This window comes from Comamonas sp. GCA5 (assembly GCF_036541385.1).
Lineage (GTDB): Bacteria > Pseudomonadota > Gammaproteobacteria > Burkholderiales > Burkholderiaceae_C > Comamonas > Comamonas aquatica.
This window is the reverse complement of record NZ_JAZHFR010000005.1, coordinates 14,966-36,681: the sequence shown is the minus strand read 5'-3', so window position 1 is coordinate 36,681 and position 21,716 is coordinate 14,966. Positions and strand designations below refer to the sequence as shown.

The following is a 21,716-nucleotide window of genomic DNA, read 5'->3' as shown; positions in this document are numbered from 1 at the left end:
ATTAAAGGAAAGTTGAAGTTGAAAGGGAAAGGTCAGTGGGCTTCATGCGCCTGGCCGAGGTAAATCAGCGTCAGCATCATGAAAATGAAGGCCTGCAGGGTGATGATCAGAATGTGGAAGATCGCCCAGATAGAGCCCGCAATGATGTGCCCCACGGGGAGCAACACACCAGAGAGCGACATGGCAGCCGCGCCGCCCATCAGGGCAATCAGGCAGAACACCAACTCACCAGCGTACATATTGCCGAACAGTCGCATACCGTGCGAAACCGTCTTGGCAACATATTCAATGATCTGCATCAGCAGATTAACCACGCCCAGGATCAGGGCGAAAACGGGATTCTTCGACGTACCGAAGGGCGCGGTCACCAGTTCGTGGGCCCAGCCGCCAGCACCCTTGATCTTGACGCTGTAGAAGAAGCACAGCAGCAGCACGCCCGTCGACAGACCCAGAGTGGTCGACAGGTCGGCCGTGGGCACCACGCGCAGGTAAGCGTGCGAATCACCCTGAGCGGTCTGCCACAGCACGGGCAACAGGTCCACGGGCAGCAAGTCCATGGCATTCATCAGGAAGATCCAAACGAACACGGTCAGCGCCAGAGGGGCGATGAACTTGCGCGATTCAGCATTGTGGATGTTGGCCTTGGCCTGGGTGTCGACCATTTCCACCAGCATTTCAACCGCAGCCTGGAAACGGCCGGGCACGCCAGCCGTGGCTTTGCGGGCCGCCAGCCAGAGCACGAAAAGGCCGATCACACCGCAAATCAGGCTGACCGCGACGGAGTCGAGATTCACCACCGAGAAATCGATGATGGAGTTTTGCTTGATATTTTGCAGATGCTGCAAGTGGTGAACAATGTATTCACTTGCGGTTGGAGCGTGCGCGTCGGCTGCCATCGGTGAACTCTTCTCTCAATATCAATCGGTTTTTCGGACACTGGCCCGTCCTGTCACCAGAACCAGCCAATACGTTTTCATCGTTACCACCATCCCTGCCAGCAACGCCAGCCAATGCAGGTTTGGCACCAAGACAGGGGCTGCGGCCAACATGGCGATGCACAGCACCAGCTTGACAAATTCCCAGGCAAAAAGCCTTGCAATCGCACCCGACGCATACCCTGCGCGCCCACTGTTGCGGGCCACGCCACGGGCAAACAGCACCGCAGGCACCACGATCGCCAGTGCGCCATAAGCGGCCGACCAGCCGGCCTCGCGACCTGCCACCAGCGCTGCCACCACGGCACACAGCGCGCCCACCACCACCTGGGCAGCCAGCACACGCCACATGGACATCCGGGGCTGTCGCTGTCGCCACGCCTGCGCTTCTTCGGGCGTCAGGGGCTTGATTTGCGGCTCTTCGTCCTCAAATTCCGTTTCGTGGGCTTGGTGTTTCATGTTGTCAGATGCGCCAGCGCTCAAACCGGAATTTTCACAAAGCCTCTGATTATACGTAGAAACCCGTTTTACAAGCGTCACCTGCAGCAGGTTGCGGGGGTTTTCACGGACAATTCCCGCAGCTTATGTCGTCGTGCGGCAACAAGACATCGGGTTTGCACCGTTGTAAAAGCACGTAAGTTGCCTTGCAAGACACCTAAACCCGCACCCACGACCAGCGGCGCAACCATAGCGCACAATGGCCCTCGCACCAAGCAAAACCCTTTGCTCCATTTTTCATCATGACCATGTCCGATACATCCGCTAGCACCGATTCCCGCAAGGACTCGCTGATCGAGTATCCAAGCCTGTTTCCCATCAAGGTGATGGGCCTGCACGCGGAGGACTTTGTGCACGCGATCACGCGCGTGGCCCTGCAGTTCGACCCTTACTTCGACGCCAGCACCATCGAGCAGCGTCCCAGCAGCGGCGGCAAGTACCTCGGTATCACCATCACCGTGACCGCCACCAGCCGCGAGCAACTCGACGACCTGTACCGCGCCCTGACCAGCCACCCCCTGGTCAAGGTGGTGCTTTGAGCCAGGTGGCACCGCACGCCATCGACGCGCGCCTGCTGGGCCGCGTGGACTATGCGGCCTGCAACCAGGCGATGCAGGACTTCACTGCCCACCGCGACGAGCACACGGTCGACGCACTGTGGTTGTGTGAGCACGCACCCACCTTTACCCAAGGCCTGGCCGGCAAGGCCGAGCATGTGCTGGTGCCCGGTGGCATTCCCGTCGTGGCCACCAACCGCGGTGGCCAAGTGACTTACCACGGCCCCGGCCAGGTGGTGGCGTATCCGTTGCTGGATTTGCAGCGCCGAGGTTACTTCGTCAAGGAATACGTCTACCGCCTGGAAGAGGCCGTGATCCGCACCCTGGCGCACTTTGGCGTCACCGGCCACCGCGTGGAAGGCGCTCCCGGCATCTATGTGCGCCTGGACGATCCCTTCAGCCACGCCATGCTGGCGCAGCGCCCGCAGCGGCGCGAGCCCGGCAGCCCTGCGCCCCAGCCGGACTTCACCGGACTGGGCAAGATTGCCGCGCTGGGCATCAAGGTCAGCCGCCATTGCACCTACCATGGCGTGGCCCTGAACGTGGCCATGGACCTGGAGCCCTACCACCGCATCAACCCTTGCGGCTACGCAGGCATGGCGACCGTCGACCTTTCTACAATCGGCATCCAGACAACCTGGAACGAGGTGGCGCAAGTGTTCGGCAGCCAGCTGATCACCCGCCTCGCGCCCTGAGACCACCATCATGAGCAGCAACGAAGTCGTGCGCGAAGCACAGTCCGCCGAGAACTACAACCCGCTGGCCAAGCAGAAGGCGGCCGCCAAGCTGTCGCGGATCCCTATCAAGGTCGAACAGGGCGAAGTCCTGAAAAAGCCCGAGTGGATACGCGTCAAGGCAGGCAGCCCCACCACGCGCTTCTACGAAATCAAGGACATCCTGCGCGAGCAGAAGCTGCACACGGTGTGCGAGGAAGCCAGCTGCCCCAACATCGGTGAATGCTTTGGCAAGGGCACGGCCACCTTCATGATCATGGGCGACAAGTGCACGCGCCGCTGCCCGTTCTGCGACGTGGGCCACGGCCGACCCGACCCGCTGGACGTGGACGAACCGCGCAAGCTGGCCGAGACCATCGCCCGCCTGCGCCTGAAGTACGTGGTGATCACCAGCGTGGACCGCGACGACCTGCGCGACGGCGGCTCGGGCCACTTCGTGGAGTGCATCCAGCAAACCCGTGCACTGTCGCCCACCACCCAGATCGAAATCCTGGTGCCCGACTTCCGCGGCCGCGATGACCGCGCGCTGGAAATCCTGAAGGCCGCGCCGCCCGATGTAATGAACCACAACCTGGAAACCATCCCGCGCCTGTACAAGGAAGCGCGTCCGGGTTCGGACTACCAGTTCTCGCTGAACCTGCTCAAGAAGTTCAAGGCCCTGCACCCGAATGTGCCGACCAAGAGCGGCCTGATGGTGGGCCTGGGCGAAACGGATGAGGAAATCCTGGAAGTGATGCGCGACATGCGCGCCCACAACATCGAGATGCTGACCATCGGCCAGTACCTGGCGCCCACCAACAGCCACCTGCCCGTGCGCCGCTACGTGCACCCCGACACCTTCAAGATGTTTGAGGCCGAGGCCTACAAGATGGGCTTCAGCCACGCCGCCGTCGGGGCCATGGTGCGCTCCAGCTACCACGCCGACCAGCAGGCGCACGCCGCGGGCGTCTGAGCCCGCACCGCGCACAAAAAAAGCAACCCGCGGGTTGCTTTTTTTATAGCACTTGGCACGCCAGGAATGCTGACTTCAGCAGCAAAATTTTTCGAAAACAAGCAGCAGCGCGCGCTGGCTGCTCCTGTTTCAAGATCTACATTCACCGTGCGAAAAGATGCGTGGCTAACCGGGCAGTCCGCTGGCTGGCAAAAAACGACGCACAGGCTTAACAGGCCTGTTTGTCGCCCCACGATGAAACCTGAAAGGGCCGGTTCTTGGCATCCCCACCAGAAGACGTGCTTCCAAGAACCCAGTGCTACGCATCATAGCACTGAATGAGAATTAATCTCAATTAAATTGCAACAATACGCAACACGCCGTGCGACGTAATGGCGCGCGTGGCCCGGTTGCCGGTGTTACTGCGCCACTTCCAGCAGCGCCGCCGGGCTTTCGGCCGTCAGCACCGTTTGCGCCCAGGGCTGCAGCTTGCGCGTGTCGGCGCGCAGCACTTCCTGCTTCACGCTCAGGATCTGCGCCGGGTGCATCGAGAAGCTGCGCAGACCCAGGCCCAGCAGCAGGCGCGTCATCGCGGTATCGCCCGCCATCTCACCGCACACGCAGACCTGCTTGCCCATGTCGTTGGCCGTCTGGATGACCTGGGCCACCAGGTGCAGCACGGCCGGGTGCAGGGGGTCGTACAAATGCGCCACGGCCTCGTCGGCGCGGTCGATGGCCAGCGTGTACTGGATCAGGTCGTTGGTGCCGATGGAGACGAAATCAAAATGCTGCAGCAGGCTGCGCACCATGATGGCGGCGGCGGGAATCTCGATCATCGCGCCCAGCTGCACCGGCCCCTGGGCCACGCCCCGCGCGTCCAGCTCGGACTGGGCTAGCTTGACCTGCTGCACGATGCTGTGCACCTCGTGCTGGTGCGACACCATGGGAAACAGCAGCTGCACCGGGCCCAGCGCCGCGGCGCGCAAGATGGCGCGCAGCTGGGTGCGGAACATCGCGGGCTCGGCCAGGCTCCAGCGGATGGCGCGCAGTCCCAGCGCAGGGTTCAGCGAGATGTCGCGGCTGACTTTGTCCAGCGGCTTGTCCGCCCCCACATCAATGGTGCGGATCGTCACCGGCAGGCCCTGCATGCCCTGCACGGCAGCCTTGTAGGCCTCAAACTGCTCCTCCTCGCCGGGCAGCTTGCCTTCGCGCCCCATGAACAGGAATTCGCTGCGGAACAGCCCCACGCCGGCGGCCCCGGCATGCACGGCCGCGCCGGCATCGCCGGGCTGCTCGATGTTTGCCAGCAGCTCCACCTTCTGGCCATCCAGCGTGATCGCCGGGGTGTGGCGCAGGCGCGCCAGGCGCTCGCGCTCCAGCACGTCCTGGCGCTGGCGGAAGCGGTACTCCTCCAGGATGATGGGCGAGGGATCCACCAGCACCACGCCGGCATTGCCGTCGATCACCACCCAGTCATCCTGGCGGATCAGCTGGCTGGCGGCGCGCGCGCCCACCACGGCGGGAATGTCCATGCTGCGCGCGACGATCGCGGTGTGGCTGGTCTTGCCACCGACGGCCGTCACAAAACCGGCAAACACGCTGCGCTTGAACTGCAGCATGTCGGCGGGCGACAGGTCCTGCGCCACCAGCACCAGGGGCGCGTCGGCCAGCCCCTCCAGCATGGGCTGCGAGCCATCCTGCGCCGGTGCGGGCGGCGGTGGTGGAGCCGCCACGGGGCTGGTGGCCTGGCCACGCATCTGCCGCAGGACGCGGTCGGCCACCTGCTCCAGGTCGGTCTTGCGCTCGCGCAGGTAGGGATCCTCCATCTCGTCGAACTGGCGCGAGATCTGCTCCAACTGCGTCATCAGCGCCCATTCGGCGTTGTACAGGCGCTCAGCCACCCAGTGGCGCACGCCCGCCGCCAGCACCTCGTCCTGCAGCAGCATCAGGTGCACTTCCAGCAGGGCGGCCAGCTCGCCCGGCGCATCCTCGGGCAGGTCGCTGACCAGGCGCTGCAGCTCGTCGACCACGGCCGCACGGGCCTTGCGGGCGCGGTCCAGTTCCGCCTCGACCTGGTTCGCGTCGATGAAGTAGTGCCGCACCTCAACCCGGCTGGCGGCCACCACCACCGCCCGCCCAATCGCAATGCCGCGCGAAACGGCCAGCCCATGGATGGCAAATGTCATGCCTTGATCCTTTTCAACGATGCCTCTTGCTGGGCACCGACGGTGCACCATGCAAAAAACGCAGCCTAACTGCTGCGTTGCCCGTGTTTATTGGCCTTCGCCAAACTTGTCGTTGATCAGTGCCACGAGTGCGTCCAGGGCTTCCTGCTCCTGGGGGCCATCGGTTTCCAGCTCCACCACGGAGCCCACCCCGGCCGCCAGCATCATGACGCCCATGATGCTCTTGGCGTTGATGCGCCGCTCGCCCTTGCTCATCCAAACATCGCAGGGGAAGCTGCCGGCCAGCTTGGTCAGCTTGGCCGAAGCGCGGGCATGCAAGCCCAGCTTATTGCTGATGGTGATCTCTGTCTTGACCATGTTCTTTCCGGGAATTCTGGTTGCGTGGGGCATTGCTGGCCGCCACTTGCAGCATGCCTTGCTGACCGCCTGCCAGCGCACGCGCGGCCTGCTCGTCCAACGGTTCGTAGCGGTAGCAGATGGCGCGCAGCAGCATGGGCAGGTTCACCCCCACCAGCAAGCGCGCAGCACTGCCCTCCACCAGCCGGTGGGCCACATTGCTGGGCGTCGCACCGAACACATCCGCCAGCACCAGGGTGCGCTCGGCCCCGCTGTGCGCCAGCAGGGTGCGTGCCGCCTGCAGCGTGTCTTCGGGAGATTCGTTGGGCGGCACATCCAGCACGCTGACATCCTGGGCGCTGTCAGCAAACACGTGCAGCGCACATTCGCGCAAGGCGTGCGCCAGCGGGGCGTGGGCAATCAGGAGGATGTGGTTGGCAGTCGTGGTCATAAGGCCTTAGTCTGGATTGCCATTATGGCGCGCCAGCCGTGCCGCGTAAGCCGCAGAGCGCAGCACGCGGGCCGATCCGCTCAGGGGCGGGCCTGCAGCACGATGCTGTTGAAGAACTGGCCCGCGATCTTGTGGTGGGCCTTGGGGGCGTAGACCACGGCATGGAAGATGCGCGCCTTGGCGCCCTCCTTGCGTGCAAACCAGACGCCGTGGGTGGTGATGGTCCAGCCTGCGGGGCCGACACCCTCCACCGTGGCGCGGATGGAACGCCCCAGGTCCATGGCGCCTGCGGGCACGAAGGGGGCACCGCTCTTGTCACCCTCGCCGTCCACGGCCTTGAGGCGGGTCAGCACCGCAGCCTCCCAGAATGCCAGAGCATCGTCGGCCTGGCTGGCATCGTCCAGCACCCAGTGCGACAGGGCGAAGGTGGAATCCACGGCATCGCAGCCCATCATGTTGACCGGCACACGGCCCAGGGACATGCCGAAGTCCACCGGCGTGCGGGCAAACTGCGGATCGCACGGGAACTGCATTTCCAGACCCGCGTCGTCCAGCGCGACGGGGCGCCAGGTCAACTCCGGCTCATGCTTGCCACAGGCGCCCAAGGCCAGCGCAGCAGCGGCAACCAGGGCACAACGCATCAGGGTGGAAATCTTGCTCATGCCTGGATTATCGGCAAACCCCAGGCGAACTGGATGGTGAACTTCTTCGGGGAAAACCACTCCATACATGGGCGTGCTGCGGGGGTCTGCCTGGGGCCGCATCCCGGCAACTTGGCACAATACGACGTATGGCAATCAAACATCTGGTGGCAGGCGTGGCGCTTGCTGCATTCGCAGGTCTGGGGGGCTATGTGCTGTGGGGCGAGTCCGCGCAGCCCGCGCCCAGTTCGCAATTCGTGCTGCTCGACGGCTCCAGCACCACCACGCAGCAGCTGCGCGGCAAGGTGACGCTGGTCAACTTCTGGGCCACCAGCTGCGTGACCTGCGTGGCGGAAATGCCAGAGGTCATCGCGACCTACAACAAGTACAAGGACCAGGGCTATGACACCCTGGCCGTGGCCATGCAGTACGACCCGCCCAGCTATGTGGTGAACTTCGCCCAGTCGCGCCAGCTGCCCTTCAAGGTGGCGCTGGACAACACCGGCCAGATTGCCAAGGACTGGGGCGACGTGAAGCTGACCCCCACCACCTACATCGTCAACAAGCGCGGCGACATCGTGAAGACCTACATCGGGCAGCCCAACTTTGAAGAGCTGCACCAGCTGATCGAAAAGCTGCTGGCCGAGGCCTGAGACGCGCCAGTGCCATCTCAAAAAAAGAGCTGCCAGCGCAGGATGGCGTTGGGTTTCGGGCTTTAAACGCCTTGAAACCCAATTCACACCTGCGCTGGCAGCTCTTTTTTTATTCAAATAACCAGGGGGCTATCAACGGTTGCGGAAGGCGTCGTGGCAGGCCTTGCAAGTCTGGGCCGCGGGACCGAAGGCGGCCTTGAGCTGTGCCAGATCCCCGGTCTTGGCGGCCGCGGCCAGCTTGCCGGCTTCGGTCACGAAATCCTTGGCATGGCCGTCGAACTTGGCCTTTTCCTTCCAGACTTCGGGCTTGGTCTTGCCCCCTTCGGTGCCTGCGCCGAACGCCTGCCAGGGTAAGGTGGCCAGCGTCTCCAGCACAGCGCCGTTCTGCTTGGCCAGATCGGCGTTGAACTCGGCCCGCCCGTTGGCCATGGCGCCCAGCGAGCCGAAATGCTGGCTCATCACGAACAAGGCATTCTGGCGGTACTTGACGGCATCTTCGGTCTTGCCAAACTTCAGCGTGTCGGCCGATGCCGTCGCACCCGCCAGCGCCGCAGACAAAGCCAGCGCAGCCACGGACAAGGTTTTGAACTTCATGGGGAACTTCCTTTCTCGGTATGAACCAGACAACCCTGGTTGTAACAGGGGAGTATCGCCGCGCCCCGGCAATTCCCCAACCCTCCGGCATTTTTTGATGCGCCGCAGCATCTTTCCCCTTCCGTCCCGTACATTCCACCCATGAGCTCCCCCCCCACCACCCGCCTGCGCATCTGGGACCTGCCCACGCGCCTGTTCCACTGGTCGCTGGCCACCAGCGTGATCGCCCTGATCGTCACCGCCAACATCGGCGGCAACGCCATGGAATGGCACCTGCGCCTGGGGCACGTGGTCCTGGCACTGCTGCTGTTCCGCGTGGTCTGGGGCCTGGTCGGTGGCCACTGGTCGCGCTTCGCCACCTTCATCCCTGGTCCCGTGCGGCTGCTGCGCCACCTGCGCGGCCAGGGCCGCCCCGCCGACAAGGCCGGCCACAACCCGCTGGGCGCCCTGTCGGTGCTGGCCATGCTGGGCATCCTGGGCCTGCAAGTCGGCACCGGACTGGTCAGCGATGACGAAATCGCCTTCGCCGGCCCCCTGGTGCGCTTTGTCTCGTCCGACACCATCGCCTGGGCCACCAACTGGCACACAGGCTGGGGCCAGTGGCTGCTGTGGACGGTGATCGGCCTGCACCTGGCCGCCATCGTGTTCTACAGTGTCGTGCGGCGCGACAAGCTGGTGCCCGCCATGCTGCACGGCGACAAGGTCGGCCTGCCCGCCGACCTGCCCGCCAGCCGCGACGGCCTGGCCAGTTGGGCCTCCGCCCTGCTGTTCGCTGCGGCCTGCGCCGTGATGGCCTACTGGGTCTGGACCCGGGCGGCGTTCTAACCACGGTATCCCTGGCTGCGGCATGCCGCTACACTGGGCTCTTGTTTTGCCCTTGAACACCCAGTTTTGAACGTGGACCACCCCAGCGTGGCCGTCGCCCTTGCCGCGACGCCCCAAGACATGGCCAGCGCCGCCTTGCTGTTCAGCGAATACGCCGACAGCCTGGCCCTGGACCTGGCCTTTCAAAATTTTGCCCACGAGTTGGCCTCCCTGCCCGGCGACTATGCCGCGCCACGCGGCAGCTTGCTGCTGGCCCATGTGGGCGATGCCCTGGCCGGGTGCTGCGCCCTGCGCCCCCTGGACACCGCCGACTACCCGAATGCGGCCGAGATGAAGCGCCTGTACGTGCGCAAGGCCTTCCGGGGCTTCGGCCTGGGGCGCCAGCTGGCCGAAAGCGCCCTTGATGCAGCGCGCCAGGCGGGCTATGCCTGCGTGCTGCTGGACACCCTGGACGACATGGAGGCGGCGCGCAACCTCTACACCGACCTGGGGTTCACAGCGATCGAGCCCTACTACCACAACCCGATTGCCGGGGCGCACTACCTGAAGGTCGACATCTTCTGAACGGCGGCCGCGCCGGTCCAGGCGCCCGCACGGTTCAAGGAATGGCACTGCAGGTACACAGGCAGCCAAGCAGGGCACCGTGTCACGTCACCGGAAAGCTTGATCGCGTGGCGTGGTGTGGTTTTACGCCGCATTCACCACAGATCCCACACATTCCCAGCAATCGCGTGGGCTCCACCCGCGCTTGTGCAGCCCTCGGGATTTGGCGCATCGCCGCCGTCGGCCCGACACCGCGATCGACACCTTCCACCGCCACATCATGTCGCTGGCATCAGCATGGTGTGTGTTTGACCGACACGCGGCATCCGCGCTGGATGCGGGGACGCAGTCTGTGAATAATGCGGCAGCAGCGTCCTTGTCCACTCCCGCACGGGCACGGCGTTGCGACACCGAACCGACCACTTGCCCATGATTCCCACCGACCGCCCCGTGCTGGGCCGAGACCTTGAGACCGTGCGCCAGGCCTTCGGGCTGGCGACCCAGGACATCATCTGGGTGCTCGGCATGTCCATCACCCGCTGGATGCAGATCGTGCGCCAGGCCCCGGATGCGCCGGTCAAAGACCCAGCCCTGGCCCTGCTGGTGCGCTTTCTGGCGCAGCACCCGGAACTGGCCGTCGTACCCAAAGTCCCGACGGCTTCGGAAGTTTTCAGCCTGATGAACGAGGCCACGGACGTCGAGCTCAAGCGTTTTGCCACCTACTTTGGCGCCGAGGCATCCGCCTCCTACCGCTGGATGCGCCCCAACGCACGGCCGGCCTCGGTGGTGGTCCGCCTGATGCACTTCATGAAGACCGCCCTGCTGATGCACAACACGGCAGGACGCGCGCACCTGCTGGAGGGCTGGCGCCAGACTGTGGCCAGCGAAGCCAGCCACCGCGGCGTGCCCGATGTCTTCCAGTCCGGGCGCTGGAGTGTGGTGCCGTTGGTGGACAAAGGAGCCCCCTCGTCACAGCTTCCACCAGCCACCACCCCGCCCTAGCCCCCCCACCGGCGAGCGCCGCAGCTGGCGCCAAGCACCATAAAAAAGCGCTGCTTCTGCAGCGCTTTTTGCAATCCTCGGCGGCTTAGGCCTTGGCTTGGGCCAACAGCGTGGCGGCGTCCGAGACTTCAAACTTGCCGGGGCCTTCGACGTTCAGGCTCACCACCTTGCCGTCCTTGACCAGCATGGAGTAGCGGTTGCTGCGCAGGCCCAGGCCCTTGCCGTTCAGATCCAGGGTCAGGCCCGTGGCCTTGGCAAACGCGGCGTCGCCGTCGGCGATCATGCGCACCTTGCCGGTGGCGTTCTGCTCGCGCCCCCAGGCGCCCATCACAAACGCATCGTTCACGGACACACACCAGATTTCGTCCACGCCTGCCGCCTTAAACGCCTCGGCCTGCTCGATGTAACCAGGCAGGTGCTTGGCAGAGCAAGTCGGGGTGAAGGCGCCGGGCACGGCGAACAGGGCAATCGTCTTGCCTGCGGCAGCCTGGGGCAGCTCCACAGGGTTAGGGCCGATGCTGCAGCCATTGCCTTCCACTTCCACGTACTCCATCAGCTTCACTGCGGGCAGCGCGTCTCCAACCTTGATCATTGTGTGTCCTCCAGGATTGTGATCGCCTTGGCTTGTTCCCGTGCGCGCAGCGCCGGGCAAGGCGGCAAATAAAAAAAGCGACCCACATTGTGGGTCGCTTTTCAAGACTATGCAGTCAAAGCGGTTGAACGCTTAAACCAGAGCAGCCTTTTGCACCAAGCGGGTCGCCACCCAGTTCTTGGTCTTCGACAGCGGACGGCTCTCGGTGATTTCGATGGTGTCACCCATCTTGAATTCACCTTGCTCGTCGTGAGCGTGGTACTTCGAGGACTTCACCACAATCTTGCCGTAGATGGGGTGCATCACGCGACGCTCCACCAACACGGTCACTGTCTTAGCGCGCTTGTCGCTCACCACCTTGCCAATCAAGGTGCGCTTGAGGGATGTTTTAGCTTCCGTCATGTCGGCTCCTTACTTGGCGGCTTGCTTTTCAGCAAGAATGGTCTTGGCACGGGCGATCTCACGGCGTGTGGCCTTCAGAGTCGATGTGTTGCCAAGTTGTTGCGTGGCCTTTTGCATACGCAGACCGAAGTGGGCCTTTTGCAGGGACTTCACTTCAGCTTCCAGGGCGGCCACGTCTTTTTGGCGGAGTTCAGCAGTTTTAGTCATGTTGATTCTCCTTATTCACCAATGTGACGGGACACGAAGGTCGTACGCAGAGGCAGCTTTGCAGCGGCCAGGCGGAACGCTTGACGTGCCAGCTCTTCAGGAACACCCACGATTTCGTAGATGATCTTGCCGGGCTGGATTTCGGCCACGTAGTACTCGGGGTTGCCCTTACCGTTACCCATACGCACTTCAGCAGGCTTGGTGGAGATGGGTTTGTCGGGGAACACACGAATCCAGATACGGCCGCCACGCTTGACGTGACGCGAAATCGCACGACGTGCGGCTTCGATCTGACGTGCAGTCAGACGGCCACGGTCGGTAGACTTCAGACCGAAATCGCCGAAAGCAACAGCGTTGCCACGGGTAGCGATACCGGTGTTGCGGCCTTTGTGTTCCTTACGGAACTTGCGGCGTGCAGGTTGCAGCATGTTTATTCTCCTTTACCGTCCGCTGCTGTAGCGGGCGCGTCAGTCTTGCGAACGCGCTTAACGGAGTCAGCGCCGGCACCAGCAGGCTTGTCGCTGCCGTCTACAGGAGCTGCGTTACCGCCTGTGGGGCGGCGGGCACCACGGCCTGCGCCGTCACGGCGACCATCGCGGCGGGGGCCGCGTGGACGACGCTCGTCATCAGGACGGGGAGTCTCGACGGCGGGCAGGTCGTTGCGGCCCAAGGTATCACCCTTGTAGACCCAGACCTTCACGCCGATGATGCCGTAAGTCGTCTTGGCTTCGGAGAAGCCGTAGTCGATGTCAGCACGCAGAGTGTGCAGAGGCACGCGGCCTTCGCGATACCACTCGGTACGGGCGATTTCGATACCGTTCAGACGACCGGAAGACATGATCTTGATGCCCTGGGCACCCAGACGCATGGCGTTCTGCATCGCACGCTTCATGGCACGACGGAACATGATGCGCTTTTCGAGTTGCTGGGTGATCGAGTCAGCGATCAGCTTGGCATCGATTTCAGGCTTGCGCACTTCTTCGATGTTCACAGCAACGGGCACGCCCAGGCGAGTGGCGAGTTCCTTCTTCAGGTTCTCGATGTCTTCGCCCTTCTTGCCGATCACAACACCAGGACGGGCCGAGAAGATGGTGATACGGGCGTTCTTAGCAGGACGCTCGATCAGCACGCGTGCCACAGCAGCGTTCTTCAACTTAGCCTTCAGATACTCGCGAACCTTGATGTCTTCGGCCAGCATGCCGGCGAAGTCACGGTTGCTAGCGTACCAACGGCTAGCCCAGTTACGGCTCACAGCAAGGCGGAAGCCGGTAGGATGGATTTTCTGTCCCATATTCTTCCTTTAGGCCTCAGTTACCGACTGTCACGTAGATGTGGCAGGTAGGCTTGCTGATGCGATTGCCACGGCCCTTAGCGCGAGCGGTGAAACGCTTGAGCGTCGTGCCTTGCTCGACGTAGATGGTCTTGACCTTCAATTCGTCGATGTCGGCGCCGTCGTTGTGCTCGGCGTTGGCGATAGCGGATTCCAGAACCTTCTTCACGATCACAGCAGCTTTTTTCTGCGTGAAGGTCAGAATGTTCAGAGCTTGATCCACCTTCTTGCCGCGGATCAGATCCGCGACCAGGCGACCCTTGTCAACCGACAAGCGGACGCCACGGAGGACTGCACGTGTTTCAGACATGGTCGTTCCTTACTTCTTGGCCTTCTTGTCGGCGGGGTGACCCTTGAAGGTACGAGTCAGTGCGAATTCGCCCAACTTGTGACCCACCATTTGGTCGGTGATGTAGACAGGCACGTGCTGCTTGCCGTTGTGCACGGCGATGGTCAGACCGATGAACTCGGGCAGAACCATGGAGCGACGCGACCAGGTCTTGACGGGCTTCTTGTCCTTGGTAGCGACGGCCTTTTCAACCTTGGCAACCAAGTGATGGTCAACAAACGGACCCTTTTTGAGAGAACGAGTCATTTGCTACCCCTTACTTCTTACGACGCGACACAATCATGCTTTGTGTGCGCTTGTTGTTACGGGTACGGTAGCCCTTCGTCAGGTTGCCCCATGGGTCAACAGCGTGACGGCCTTCACCGGTCTTACCTTCACCACCACCGTGCGGGTGGTCGATCGGGTTCATGGCAGTACCACGGACGGTAGGACGGATACCCATCCAACGCTTCACACCGGCCTTGCCGTACTGGCGCAGGCTATGCTCTTCGTTGGCAACTTCACCGATGGTGGCGCGGCACTCGATGTGAATCTTGCGCACTTCGCCGGAACGCATACGCACTTGAGCGTAGACGCCTTCGCGAGCCAGCAGCGTAGCGGAAGCACCTGCGGAACGGGCGATTTGCGCGCCGCCGCCGGGTTGCAGCTCGATACAGTGGATGGTCGAACCCACGGGGATGTTGCGGATAGGCAGGGTGTTGCCCACGCGAATCGGAGCTTCGGAGCCGCTCACGATGGTCGCGCCCACAGCCAGATTGCGGGGAGCGATGATGTAGCGACGCTCGCCGTCGGCATAGCACACCAGAGCGATGTGGGCCGTACGGTTGGGGTCGTACTCAATGCGTTCCACCTTGGCGGGGATGGCATCCTTGTTGCGACGGAAGTCCACCACACGGTAGTGGTGCTTGTGACCACCGCCCTTGTGACGGGTTGTGATGTGACCGTTGTTGTTACGGCCAGCCTTCTCCGACTGCGATTCCAGCAGTGGAGCATAGCCAGGGCCCTTGAACAGGTGGTCACGCGTCACCTTCACCGCGCCACGACGGCCAGGCGAAGTTGGTTTGAGTTTGATAACAGCCATGATTAAGCAGCCTCCCCAGACAGGTTCAGCTCTTGACCGGGCTTCAGACGCACATAAGCCTTGCGCACGTTGTCGCGGCGGCCAATGGTCTTGCCAAAGCGCTTGGTCTTGCCCTTGGTGTTCACCACAGAAACGCCAGCCACTTCAACCTTGAACAGCAGTTCCACTGCAGCCTTGATTTCGTGCTTGGTAGCGTTTTGCAGCACCTTAAAAGTCACAGCGTTGGACTTTTCGGCAGCCATGGTGGCCTTTTCGGACACGATGGGAGCGACCAACACTTGCATCAGACGACCTTCGTCAAACTTGAGCGTGCTCATGCGAACATCTCCTTGAGTTTGTCGATTGCGCCCTTGGTGATGAGCACTTTCTTGTAATGCACCAGAGAAACGGGGTCTGCGTAGCGGGGTTCCACCACGAACACGTTCTTCAGGTTGCGCGAAGCCAGGTACAGGTTCTCGTCGATCTCTTCGGCGATCACCATCACCGACGACTGCAGATTCATGGACTTGAACTTGTCAGCCAGAACCTTGGTCTTGGGAGTGTCAACGGTCAGGGACTCCACCACCGCCAGACGGCCTTCGCGGGCCAGCTGGGACAGGATGGAAGCCATACCGGCGCGGTACATCTTCTTGTTGATCTTCTGCGAGAAGTTTTCTTCAGGCAGATTCGGGAAGACGCGGCCGCCCCCACGCCACAGAGGCGAAGAGGACATACCAGCACGTGCACGGCCTGTACCCTTTTGCTTGAAAGGCTTGGCGGTGGTGTGACGGACCTGTTCGCGATCCTTCTGAGCGCGCGTGCCTTGGCGTGCGTTGGCACGGTAAGCAGTCACGATCTGGTGGATCAGGTCTTCGTTGTACGCACGGCCGAACACAGTCTCAGGCGCGTCGAACTTGGACGCGGCTTGACCTTGTTCATTCAGGAGTTCGAGCTGCATTAGTTCGCTCCTTTGGAAGCTTTAGCCTTGATGGCAGGACGCACCGACACGAAGCCACCCTTCGCGCCAGGGATTGCACCCTTGATCAACAGCAGTTGGCGTGCTTCGTCGATACGAACCACGTCCAGGTTTTGGGTTGTCACGGTCACATCACCCATGTGACCAGTCATGCGCTTACCGGGGAACACGCGACCGGGGTCTTGTGCCATACCGATAGAACCGGGCACGCGGTGCGAACGGCTGTTACCGTGCGAGTTGCGCTGTGCACCGAAGTTGTGGCGCTTGATCGTGCCCTGGAAGCCCTTACCGATGGAAGTGCCTTGCACGTCCACTTTCTGGCCAACGCTGAACAGATCGGCCACGGGCAGGGCTGTACCTGCTGCGTACTTGGCAGCGATCTCTTCGGTCACTTGGAATTCTTTGGTGACTTCACCGGCTTCAACACCTGCCTTGGCGAGGTGACCGGCTTGAGGCTTGGTCACGCGAGATGCCTTGCGTGTACCGAATGTGACTTGCAAAGCCACATAGCCATCGTTCTCTTGGGTTTTGACCTGGGTCACGCGGTTGTTGGACACATCCACCACTGTGACGGGCACTGCGTCCCCATCATCAGTGAACAGACGCATCATGCCCACCTTGCGGCCCAGCAACCCCAGGGAGTTGCTCAGACTCATTTGTTTGCTCCAAAACTTTCGCCGCTGTAACTGCAATTGGCCCAGCGTTGCACCCAACCAGAATGCCCGGTAAAGCGCACGAAAGAAGGTTAATAAAACTTCGCCAGAAAAGCGAAGCTCCAAATTTTAACGCGAACTGCTTTTTCAAGCAAGTTCGCGTTAAAAGAAGACCTTACAAGGCACCGCGAACGGTGCCCGTGCGAGTTCTTATTGCAGTTTGATTTCGACGTCCACGCCAGCAGGCAGGTCCAGCTTCATCAAAGCGTCCACGGTCTTGTCGGTAGGATCGACAATGTCCATCAGACGTTGGTGCGTGCGGATTTCCAGCTGGTCACGCGAAGTCTTGTTCACGTGGGGCGAACGCAGGATGTCGAAGCGCTTCATGCGGGTAGGCAGAGGCACGGGACCCTTGACGATCGCGCCAGTGCGCTTCGCGGTATCAACGATTTCAGCTGCAGACTGGTCGATCAACTTGTAATCGAAAGCCTTCAGGCGGATGCGGATTTTTTGCTTGGACATGTTAATTCCTAGTTTTTTCTAAGAATTAAGCGAGAACCTTAGCAACCACGCCGGCGCCCACGGTACGGCCACCTTCACGGATAGCGAAGCGCAGACCTTCTTCCATAGCAATAGGAGCGATCAGCTTCACAGTGATGGACACGTTGTCGCCAGGCATCACCATTTCCTTGCCTTCGGGCAGCTCGATGGAGCCAGTCACGTCCGTGGTACGGAAGTAGAACTGAGGACGGTAGTTGTTGAAGAAAGGCGTGTGACGACCACCTTCGTCCTTGGACAGCACGTACACCTCAGCGGTGAAGTGGGTGTGGGGCTTGATGGAGCCGGGCTTGCACAGCACTTGACCGCGTTCCACGTCTTCACGCTTGGTGCCGCGCAGCAGCAGACCCACGTTGTCGCCAGCTTGACCTTGGTCCAGCAGCTTGCGGAACATTTCCACGCCCGTGCAGGTGGTCTTCTGGGTGTCCTTGATACCGACGATTTCGATTTCTTCGCCGACCTTGATGATGCCGCGCTCGATACGACCGGTCACCACGGTACCACGACCGGAGATGGAGAACACGTCTTCCACGGGCATCACGAAGGCGCCGTCCACCGCGCGCTCAGGCGTGGGGATGTAGGAGTCCAGAGCTTCAGCCAGCTTCAGGATCGCAGGCTCGCCCTTGTCAGACTGGTCGCCTTCCAAGGCCAGCTTGGCGGAACCACGCACGATGGGGGTGTCGTCGCCGGGGAAATCGTACTTGTCCAGCAGTTCGCGGACTTCCATTTCCACCAGTTCCAGCAGTTCCTCGTCGTCCACCATGTCGCACTTGTTCAGGAACACGATGATGTAAGGCACGCCCACCTGGCGAGCCAGCAGGATGTGTTCGCGGGTCTGGGGCATGGGGCCGTCAGCAGCGGAGCAGACCAAGATAGCGCCGTCCATCTGGGCAGCGCCGGTGATCATGTTCTTCACATAGTCAGCGTGGCCAGGGCAGTCCACGTGAGCGTAGTGGCGAGTGGCGGTTTCGTACTCGACGTGCGAAGTGTTGATCGTGATACCACGGGCCTTTTCTTCAGGCGCGTTGTCGATCTGCGAGTAGTCCTTGGCTTCACCGCCGAAGTGCTTGGACAGCACAGTGGCGATAGCAGCAGTCAGGGTGGTCTTACCGTGGTCAACGTGGCCAATGGTGCCCACGTTCACGTGGGGCTTGGTACGTTCGAATTTTTCCTTTGCCATTGCAAATTCTCCGAATAAAAGAGCAAACCTGTGTGGGGTTTTAAGGTCTGCATCGCATTGCTGATTCACTTCGCACAGGGAACAAAGCGGCACGCGATCGCAGACCGGCAATCTGTGTTGAAAGCGCTACGAGGGTGCTTTCAACCAAGCTGTCGATTATGACCGATTTGCTAATTACTTAGCGCGGGCAGCCACGATGGCTTCGGCCACGTTACGAGGAGCTTCAGCGTAGTGCTTGAATTCCATCGTGTAAGTCGCACGACCTTGTGTCTGGGAACGCAGCGAGGTGGCGTAGCCGAACATTTCGGACAGAGGCACTTCGGCCTTGATGGCCTTGCCGCCACCAACCATGTCGTCCATGCCCTGCACCATGCCACGACGGGAAGACAAGTCACCCATCACGGTACCGGCGTAGTCTTCAGGCGTTTCCACTTCCACGGCCATCATGGGCTCCAGTATGACGGGGCTGGCCTTCTTGGCGGCTTCCTTGAAACCGAAGATGGCGGCCATCTTGAAGGCCTGTTCGGACGAGTCCACATCGTGGTACGAACCGAAGGTCAGTGTGACCTTCACGTCCACCACGGGGTAACCAGCCAGCACGCCGGAAGTCAGGGCTTCGATCACACCCTTTTCGACCGCAGGGATGTATTCGCGAGGCACCACACCGCCCTTGATGGCATCGACGAACTCGAAGCCCTTGCCGGCTTCTTGGGGCTCGACCGTGAACACCACGTGACCGTACTGACCCTTACCACCGGACTGACGCACGAACTTACCGTCCACGTCCACCACCTTCTGGCGAATGGTTTCGCGGTAGGCCACTTGGGGCTTGCCCACGTTGGCTTCCACGTTGAATTCGCGCTTCATGCGGTCCACGATGATTTCCAGGTGCAACTCGCCCATACCGGCGATGATGGTCTGACCGGATTCTTCGTCGGTACGCACACGGAAGGATGGATCTTCTGCAGCCAGGCGCGACAGGGCGATACCCATCTTTTCTTGGTCGGCCTTGGACTTGGGTTCCACAGCCTGTGCAATCACGGGCTCGGGGAACACCATGCGTTCCAGCACGATGGGAGCGTCTTGCGAGCACAGGGTTTCGCCAGTGGTCACGTCCTTCAGACCCACGCAGGCAGCGATGTCGCCAGCACGGATTTCTTCCACTTCCACGCGGTCGTTCGCCATCATCTGCACGATACGGCCGATACGTTCCTTCTTACCCTTCACAGAGTTCAGAACGGATTCACCCTTGGTCAGAACGCCCGAGTACACGCGCACGAAAGTGAGCTGACCCACGAACGGGTCGGTCATCAGCTTGAACGCCAGCGCAGAGAACTTCTCTTCGTCATCGGCCTTGCGCGACAGCTTGGTTTCTTCGTTGTCGGGATCGGTGCCTTCCACATCAGGAATGTCGATGGGCGAAGGCAGGTAGTCGATCACGGCGTCGAGCATGCGCTGCACGCCCTTGTTCTTGAACGCAGTACCGCACAGCATGGGCTGAATTTCCACAGCCAGGGTACGGGCGCGCAGGCCGGCCTTGATCTCTTCTTCCGACAGCGTACCTTCTTCCAGGTACTTGTTCATCAGGTCTTCGCTGGCTTCGGCCGCCGCTTCGATCATGTTTTCGCGCCACTTTTCGGCAGTTTCCTGCACGTCAGCGGGGATCTCGGCGTAGTCGAACTTCATGCCCTGGGACGCTTCGTCCCAGATGATGGCCTTCATCTTCAGCAGGTCCACGACACCCTTGAAGTTGTCTTCGGCACCGATTGGCACCACGACAGGCACGGGGTTGCCCTTCAGGCGGGTCTTGATCTGGTCCACGACCTTGAAGAAGTTGGCGCCGGTACGGTCCATCTTGTTCACGAAGGCCAGACGAGGCACCTTGTACTTGTTAGCCTGACGCCACACGGTTTCCGACTGGGGCTGCACGCCGCCCACAGCGCAGTACACCATGCAAGCGCCGTCCAGCACGCGCATGGAACGCTCCACTTCGATCGTGAAGTCCACGTGGCCGGGGGTGTCGATGATGTTGAAACGGTGCTCAGGGTAGGACAGGTCCATACCCTTCCAGAAACAGGTCACGGCAGCGGAGGTGATGGTGATGCCGCGCTCTTGCTCTTGCTCCATCCAGTCCGTGGTCGCAGCGCCGTCGTGCACTTCACCCAGCTTGTGGGTCACGCCTGTGTAAAACAGGATACGTTCAGTGGTAGTGGTCTTACCTGCGTCAATGTGGGCCGAGATACCGATGTTGCGATAACGGCCAATGGGGGTCTTGCGAGCCATGATTGATCCTTGATTGATCGTATGGGAGAGAGTCTGCGATCACCCTGCCTTGTGCGCCGGGGCCAGCAGTTCTATATGGGGGTGCCTTGAATCGAGACAAGGCCGCCGGCAAAAATTGCGAGCGGCCCGTCTGATTCAATCTGCGCTCAGCAGATTAGAAGCGGAAGTGGCTGAATGCCTTGTTGGCTTCGGCCATGCGGTGCACTTCGTCACGCTTCTTCATGGCGCCGCCACGACCTTCGGTCGCTTCCAGCAGTTCGTTGGCCAGGCGCTGGGCCATGGACTTCTCACCACGCTTGCGGGCGGCTTCCTTGATCCAGCGCATGGACAGAGCCAGACGACGGACGGGGCGCACTTCAACGGGCACCTGGTAGTTGGCACCACCCACACGGCGGGACTTCACTTCCACCATGGGCTTCACGTTGTTGATGGCAGTGACGAACACTTCCAGAGCTTCCTTTTCAGGCTGCTTCTTGGCGATCAGATCCAGGGCACCGTAGATGATGCGCTCTGCAACCGCCTTCTTGCCGCCTTCCATGATCACGTTCATGAATTTGGACAGCTCGACATTGCCGAACTTAGGATCCGGCAGGATTTCACGTTTGGGGACTTCGCGACGACGTGGCATTTTTTACCTCTATCTTTGCTTCAGTTGGTGTCTTTTCAGGCACCGCGAGAGCCATTTAACAAAACTCTCACTTACTCGACCCACGCAAGACATTTGCGCTTTGGGCCACTACGTTTGACCGCGCCAGTCAGGCGAATCAAACACCGATTGTTTTCAAGCCAGGGCTGATTACTTGGCCTTAGGCTTCTTGGCACCGTACTTGGAACGGGCTTGCTTACGGTCCTTGACGCCTTGCAGGTCAAGGGAACCGCGCACGATGTGGTAACGCACACCAGGCAAGTCCTTCACACGGCCGCCGCGCACCAGCACCACGCTGTGCTCTTGCAGGTTGTGGCCTTCACCGCCGATGTACGAGATCACCTCGAAACCGTTGGTCAGACGCACCTTGGCCACCTTACGCAAAGCCGAGTTAGGCTTCTTGGGCGTGGTGGTGTACACACGGGTGCACACGCCACGGCGTTGGGGGCAGTTTTCCATAGCAGGGCTCTTGGATTTGATAACTTCGACCGTGCGGCCCTGACGCACGAGTTGGTTAATGGTTGGCATATATACGTCCCTAAACGTAAAAAACGAAAACGTGAAACCCTTCGGAAATTCCGAAAAGCCCTCGAA

At 61.2% G+C, this 21,716-nt stretch carries 30 protein-coding genes; 7 read left to right on the top strand and 23 right to left on the bottom strand.

What is annotated here, in order from left to right:
- Nucleotides 1–32: 32 nt before the first annotated feature.
- A complete protein-coding gene (gene atpB, locus SJH88_RS02205) occupies nucleotides 33–896 on the bottom strand; it encodes a F0F1 ATP synthase subunit A (protein ID WP_043387312.1) in 864 nt (287 codons plus the stop codon).
- Nucleotides 897–917: 21 nt separating this feature from the next.
- Nucleotides 918–1,394: an ATP synthase subunit I gene (locus SJH88_RS02200; RefSeq protein WP_043387311.1), complete on the bottom strand. Its 477-nt coding sequence runs from the start codon at nucleotides 1,392–1,394 to the stop codon at nucleotides 918–920.
- Between the two features lie 281 nt (nucleotides 1,395–1,675).
- On the opposite strand from SJH88_RS02200, the gene SJH88_RS02195 reads away from it, so the two are divergent.
- The 3 genes from SJH88_RS02195 to lipA all read left to right on the top strand — a co-directional run bounded on the left by SJH88_RS02195 (nucleotide 1,676) and on the right by lipA (nucleotide 3,676).
- Nucleotides 1,676–1,972 carry a YbeD family protein gene (locus SJH88_RS02195; RefSeq protein ID WP_244982940.1) on the top strand — a complete coding sequence of 99 codons (297 nt, stop codon included), beginning with the start codon at nucleotides 1,676–1,678 and terminating at the stop codon, nucleotides 1,970–1,972.
- Between the two features lie 71 nt (nucleotides 1,973–2,043).
- The gene (lipB, locus tag SJH88_RS02190) at nucleotides 2,044–2,685 is read left to right on the top strand and encodes a lipoyl(octanoyl) transferase LipB (protein ID WP_231499263.1); all 642 of its coding nucleotides are present in this window, start codon (nucleotides 2,044–2,046) and stop codon (nucleotides 2,683–2,685) included.
- Nucleotides 2,686–2,695: 10 nt separating this feature from the next.
- Nucleotides 2,696–3,676: a lipoyl synthase gene (gene lipA / locus SJH88_RS02185; protein WP_274753491.1), complete on the top strand. Its 981-nt coding sequence runs from the start codon at nucleotides 2,696–2,698 to the stop codon at nucleotides 3,674–3,676.
- A 398-nt stretch (nucleotides 3,677–4,074) separates the two neighbouring features.
- Here lipA and ptsP read toward each other — a convergent pair whose 3' ends face one another.
- The 4 genes from ptsP to SJH88_RS02165 all read right to left on the bottom strand — a co-directional run bounded on the left by ptsP (nucleotide 4,075) and on the right by SJH88_RS02165 (nucleotide 7,290).
- Complete coding sequence (gene ptsP / locus SJH88_RS02180; protein WP_274753490.1) at nucleotides 4,075–5,841, bottom strand: phosphoenolpyruvate--protein phosphotransferase; 1,767 nt, start codon at nucleotides 5,839–5,841, stop codon at nucleotides 4,075–4,077.
- An 87-nt stretch (nucleotides 5,842–5,928) separates the two neighbouring features.
- The gene (locus SJH88_RS02175) at nucleotides 5,929–6,198 is read right to left on the bottom strand and encodes an HPr family phosphocarrier protein (protein WP_042418895.1); all 270 of its coding nucleotides are present in this window, start codon (nucleotides 6,196–6,198) and stop codon (nucleotides 5,929–5,931) included.
- Nucleotides 6,167–6,628: a PTS sugar transporter subunit IIA gene (locus SJH88_RS02170; protein WP_042418898.1), complete on the bottom strand. Its 462-nt coding sequence runs from the start codon at nucleotides 6,626–6,628 to the stop codon at nucleotides 6,167–6,169. Before SJH88_RS02170 ends, SJH88_RS02175 begins: the two co-directional genes overlap by 32 nt.
- Before the next feature lie 80 nt (nucleotides 6,629–6,708).
- Nucleotides 6,709–7,290: a hypothetical protein gene (locus SJH88_RS02165; RefSeq protein ID WP_274753489.1), complete on the bottom strand. Its 582-nt coding sequence runs from the start codon at nucleotides 7,288–7,290 to the stop codon at nucleotides 6,709–6,711.
- A gap of 128 nt (nucleotides 7,291–7,418) precedes the next feature.
- Here SJH88_RS02165 and SJH88_RS02160 point away from each other — a divergent pair, with 128 nt between their 5' ends.
- Nucleotides 7,419–7,922: a TlpA disulfide reductase family protein gene (locus SJH88_RS02160; protein WP_042418902.1), complete on the top strand. Its 504-nt coding sequence runs from the start codon at nucleotides 7,419–7,421 to the stop codon at nucleotides 7,920–7,922.
- Nucleotides 7,923–8,054: 132 nt separating this feature from the next.
- On the opposite strand, the gene SJH88_RS02155 is transcribed toward SJH88_RS02160, so the two are convergent.
- Entirely contained in the window at nucleotides 8,055–8,516 is a 462-nt protein-coding gene (locus tag SJH88_RS02155) for a c-type cytochrome (RefSeq protein WP_043387301.1), read from the bottom strand.
- 141 nt (nucleotides 8,517–8,657) lie between these two features.
- On the opposite strand from SJH88_RS02155, the gene SJH88_RS02150 reads away from it, so the two are divergent.
- From SJH88_RS02150 to SJH88_RS02140, 3 genes are all read left to right on the top strand, one after another.
- Nucleotides 8,658–9,341 (top strand): cytochrome b/b6 domain-containing protein, encoded by a 684-nt coding sequence (locus SJH88_RS02150; RefSeq protein ID WP_274753488.1) that lies wholly within the window; start codon nucleotides 8,658–8,660, stop codon nucleotides 9,339–9,341.
- A gap of 72 nt (nucleotides 9,342–9,413) precedes the next feature.
- Nucleotides 9,414–9,905 (top strand): GNAT family N-acetyltransferase, encoded by a 492-nt coding sequence (locus SJH88_RS02145; RefSeq protein ID WP_270150775.1) that lies wholly within the window; start codon nucleotides 9,414–9,416, stop codon nucleotides 9,903–9,905.
- Nucleotides 9,906–10,313: 408 nt separating this feature from the next.
- Nucleotides 10,314–10,886 (top strand): hypothetical protein, encoded by a 573-nt coding sequence (locus SJH88_RS02140; protein ID WP_274753487.1) that lies wholly within the window; start codon nucleotides 10,314–10,316, stop codon nucleotides 10,884–10,886.
- An 85-nt stretch (nucleotides 10,887–10,971) separates the two neighbouring features.
- Here SJH88_RS02140 and SJH88_RS02135 read toward each other — a convergent pair whose 3' ends face one another.
- The 16 genes from SJH88_RS02135 to rpsL all read right to left on the bottom strand — a co-directional run bounded on the left by SJH88_RS02135 (nucleotide 10,972) and on the right by rpsL (nucleotide 21,650).
- Entirely contained in the window at nucleotides 10,972–11,478 is a 507-nt protein-coding gene (locus SJH88_RS02135; protein ID WP_045265663.1) for a peroxiredoxin, read from the bottom strand.
- Nucleotides 11,479–11,610: 132 nt separating this feature from the next.
- The gene (gene rpsQ, locus SJH88_RS02130) at nucleotides 11,611–11,880 is read right to left on the bottom strand and encodes a 30S ribosomal protein S17 (protein WP_042418916.1); all 270 of its coding nucleotides are present in this window, start codon (nucleotides 11,878–11,880) and stop codon (nucleotides 11,611–11,613) included.
- A 9-nt stretch (nucleotides 11,881–11,889) separates the two neighbouring features.
- On the bottom strand, nucleotides 11,890–12,087 hold the full coding sequence (rpmC, locus tag SJH88_RS02125) for a 50S ribosomal protein L29 (RefSeq protein ID WP_042418918.1): 198 nt from the start codon (nucleotides 12,085–12,087) through the stop codon (nucleotides 11,890–11,892).
- An 11-nt stretch (nucleotides 12,088–12,098) separates the two neighbouring features.
- Nucleotides 12,099–12,515, bottom strand: a complete 417-nt coding sequence (rplP, locus tag SJH88_RS02120; RefSeq protein ID WP_042418921.1) for a 50S ribosomal protein L16 — start codon at nucleotides 12,513–12,515, stop codon at nucleotides 12,099–12,101.
- A gap of 2 nt (nucleotides 12,516–12,517) precedes the next feature.
- Complete coding sequence (gene rpsC / locus SJH88_RS02115; protein ID WP_042418923.1) at nucleotides 12,518–13,378, bottom strand: 30S ribosomal protein S3; 861 nt, start codon at nucleotides 13,376–13,378, stop codon at nucleotides 12,518–12,520.
- Between the two features lie 16 nt (nucleotides 13,379–13,394).
- The gene (rplV, locus tag SJH88_RS02110; RefSeq protein ID WP_042418925.1) at nucleotides 13,395–13,727 is read right to left on the bottom strand and encodes a 50S ribosomal protein L22; all 333 of its coding nucleotides are present in this window, start codon (nucleotides 13,725–13,727) and stop codon (nucleotides 13,395–13,397) included.
- Nucleotides 13,728–13,736: 9 nt separating this feature from the next.
- Nucleotides 13,737–14,012: a 30S ribosomal protein S19 gene (rpsS, locus tag SJH88_RS02105; protein WP_042418928.1), complete on the bottom strand. Its 276-nt coding sequence runs from the start codon at nucleotides 14,010–14,012 to the stop codon at nucleotides 13,737–13,739.
- A gap of 10 nt (nucleotides 14,013–14,022) precedes the next feature.
- Nucleotides 14,023–14,847 (bottom strand): 50S ribosomal protein L2, encoded by an 825-nt coding sequence (gene rplB, locus SJH88_RS02100; protein ID WP_042418931.1) that lies wholly within the window; start codon nucleotides 14,845–14,847, stop codon nucleotides 14,023–14,025.
- Nucleotides 14,848–14,849: 2 nt separating this feature from the next.
- The gene (gene rplW, locus SJH88_RS02095; RefSeq protein ID WP_042418934.1) at nucleotides 14,850–15,164 is read right to left on the bottom strand and encodes a 50S ribosomal protein L23; all 315 of its coding nucleotides are present in this window, start codon (nucleotides 15,162–15,164) and stop codon (nucleotides 14,850–14,852) included.
- Nucleotides 15,161–15,784, bottom strand: coding sequence for a 50S ribosomal protein L4 (rplD, locus tag SJH88_RS02090; RefSeq protein WP_042418936.1), 624 nt, complete (start codon nucleotides 15,782–15,784; stop codon nucleotides 15,161–15,163). The genes rplW and rplD overlap by 4 nt, the downstream gene beginning before the upstream one ends.
- The gene (gene rplC / locus SJH88_RS02085; RefSeq protein ID WP_043387293.1) at nucleotides 15,784–16,458 is read right to left on the bottom strand and encodes a 50S ribosomal protein L3; all 675 of its coding nucleotides are present in this window, start codon (nucleotides 16,456–16,458) and stop codon (nucleotides 15,784–15,786) included. Before rplC ends, rplD begins: the two co-directional genes overlap by 1 nt.
- Before the next feature lie 207 nt (nucleotides 16,459–16,665).
- Nucleotides 16,666–16,977: a 30S ribosomal protein S10 gene (gene rpsJ, locus SJH88_RS02080; RefSeq protein WP_005796953.1), complete on the bottom strand. Its 312-nt coding sequence runs from the start codon at nucleotides 16,975–16,977 to the stop codon at nucleotides 16,666–16,668.
- 25 nt (nucleotides 16,978–17,002) lie between these two features.
- Nucleotides 17,003–18,193 carry an elongation factor Tu gene (gene tuf, locus SJH88_RS02075; protein ID WP_045265651.1) on the bottom strand — a complete coding sequence of 397 codons (1,191 nt, stop codon included), beginning with the start codon at nucleotides 18,191–18,193 and terminating at the stop codon, nucleotides 17,003–17,005.
- A 174-nt stretch (nucleotides 18,194–18,367) separates the two neighbouring features.
- On the bottom strand, nucleotides 18,368–20,476 hold the full coding sequence (gene fusA, locus SJH88_RS02070; RefSeq protein WP_042419053.1) for an elongation factor G: 2,109 nt from the start codon (nucleotides 20,474–20,476) through the stop codon (nucleotides 18,368–18,370).
- Nucleotides 20,477–20,630: 154 nt separating this feature from the next.
- Nucleotides 20,631–21,104, bottom strand: coding sequence for a 30S ribosomal protein S7 (gene rpsG / locus SJH88_RS02065; protein WP_042419055.1), 474 nt, complete (start codon nucleotides 21,102–21,104; stop codon nucleotides 20,631–20,633).
- 168 nt (nucleotides 21,105–21,272) lie between these two features.
- Nucleotides 21,273–21,650 carry a 30S ribosomal protein S12 gene (rpsL, locus tag SJH88_RS02060; RefSeq protein WP_042419058.1) on the bottom strand — a complete coding sequence of 126 codons (378 nt, stop codon included), beginning with the start codon at nucleotides 21,648–21,650 and terminating at the stop codon, nucleotides 21,273–21,275.
- Between the last annotated feature and the right edge of the window lie 66 nt (nucleotides 21,651–21,716).

Excerpts from the sequence above, each read along its gene's own strand:
- atpB (WP_043387312.1), bottom strand. The coding sequence starts at position 896 with ATGGCAGCCGACGCGCACGCTCCAACCGCAAGTGAATACATTGTTCAC.
- SJH88_RS02200 (WP_043387311.1), bottom strand. The coding sequence starts at position 1,394 with ATGAAACACCAAGCCCACGAAACGGAATTTGAGGACGAAGAGCCGCAA.
- SJH88_RS02195 (WP_244982940.1), top strand. The coding sequence starts at position 1,676 with ATGACCATGTCCGATACATCCGCTAGCACCGATTCCCGCAAGGACTCG.
- lipB (WP_231499263.1), top strand. The coding sequence starts at position 2,044 with ATGCAGGACTTCACTGCCCACCGCGACGAGCACACGGTCGACGCACTG.
- lipA (WP_274753491.1), top strand. The coding sequence starts at position 2,696 with ATGAGCAGCAACGAAGTCGTGCGCGAAGCACAGTCCGCCGAGAACTAC.
- ptsP (WP_274753490.1), bottom strand. The coding sequence starts at position 5,841 with ATGACATTTGCCATCCATGGGCTGGCCGTTTCGCGCGGCATTGCGATT.
- SJH88_RS02175 (WP_042418895.1), bottom strand. The coding sequence starts at position 6,198 with ATGGTCAAGACAGAGATCACCATCAGCAATAAGCTGGGCTTGCATGCC.
- SJH88_RS02170 (WP_042418898.1), bottom strand. The coding sequence starts at position 6,628 with ATGACCACGACTGCCAACCACATCCTCCTGATTGCCCACGCCCCGCTG.
- SJH88_RS02165 (WP_274753489.1), bottom strand. The coding sequence starts at position 7,290 with ATGAGCAAGATTTCCACCCTGATGCGTTGTGCCCTGGTTGCCGCTGCT.
- SJH88_RS02160 (WP_042418902.1), top strand. The coding sequence starts at position 7,419 with ATGGCAATCAAACATCTGGTGGCAGGCGTGGCGCTTGCTGCATTCGCA.
- SJH88_RS02155 (WP_043387301.1), bottom strand. The coding sequence starts at position 8,516 with ATGAAGTTCAAAACCTTGTCCGTGGCTGCGCTGGCTTTGTCTGCGGCG.
- SJH88_RS02150 (WP_274753488.1), top strand. The coding sequence starts at position 8,658 with ATGAGCTCCCCCCCCACCACCCGCCTGCGCATCTGGGACCTGCCCACG.
- SJH88_RS02140 (WP_274753487.1), top strand. The coding sequence starts at position 10,314 with ATGATTCCCACCGACCGCCCCGTGCTGGGCCGAGACCTTGAGACCGTG.
- SJH88_RS02135 (WP_045265663.1), bottom strand. The coding sequence starts at position 11,478 with ATGATCAAGGTTGGAGACGCGCTGCCCGCAGTGAAGCTGATGGAGTAC.
- rpsQ (WP_042418916.1), bottom strand. The coding sequence starts at position 11,880 with ATGACGGAAGCTAAAACATCCCTCAAGCGCACCTTGATTGGCAAGGTG.
- rpmC (WP_042418918.1), bottom strand. The coding sequence starts at position 12,087 with ATGACTAAAACTGCTGAACTCCGCCAAAAAGACGTGGCCGCCCTGGAA.
- rplP (WP_042418921.1), bottom strand. The coding sequence starts at position 12,515 with ATGCTGCAACCTGCACGCCGCAAGTTCCGTAAGGAACACAAAGGCCGC.
- rpsC (WP_042418923.1), bottom strand. The coding sequence starts at position 13,378 with ATGGGACAGAAAATCCATCCTACCGGCTTCCGCCTTGCTGTGAGCCGT.
- rplV (WP_042418925.1), bottom strand. The coding sequence starts at position 13,727 with ATGTCTGAAACACGTGCAGTCCTCCGTGGCGTCCGCTTGTCGGTTGAC.
- rpsS (WP_042418928.1), bottom strand. The coding sequence starts at position 14,012 with ATGACTCGTTCTCTCAAAAAGGGTCCGTTTGTTGACCATCACTTGGTT.
- rplB (WP_042418931.1), bottom strand. The coding sequence starts at position 14,847 with ATGGCTGTTATCAAACTCAAACCAACTTCGCCTGGCCGTCGTGGCGCG.
- rplW (WP_042418934.1), bottom strand. The coding sequence starts at position 15,164 with ATGAGCACGCTCAAGTTTGACGAAGGTCGTCTGATGCAAGTGTTGGTC.
- rplD (WP_042418936.1), bottom strand. The coding sequence starts at position 15,784 with ATGCAGCTCGAACTCCTGAATGAACAAGGTCAAGCCGCGTCCAAGTTC.
- rplC (WP_043387293.1), bottom strand. The coding sequence starts at position 16,458 with ATGAGTCTGAGCAACTCCCTGGGGTTGCTGGGCCGCAAGGTGGGCATG.
- rpsJ (WP_005796953.1), bottom strand. The coding sequence starts at position 16,977 with ATGTCCAAGCAAAAAATCCGCATCCGCCTGAAGGCTTTCGATTACAAG.
- tuf (WP_045265651.1), bottom strand. The coding sequence starts at position 18,193 with ATGGCAAAGGAAAAATTCGAACGTACCAAGCCCCACGTGAACGTGGGC.
- fusA (WP_042419053.1), bottom strand. The coding sequence starts at position 20,476 with ATGGCTCGCAAGACCCCCATTGGCCGTTATCGCAACATCGGTATCTCG.
- rpsG (WP_042419055.1), bottom strand. The coding sequence starts at position 21,104 with ATGCCACGTCGTCGCGAAGTCCCCAAACGTGAAATCCTGCCGGATCCT.
- rpsL (WP_042419058.1), bottom strand. The coding sequence starts at position 21,650 with ATGCCAACCATTAACCAACTCGTGCGTCAGGGCCGCACGGTCGAAGTT.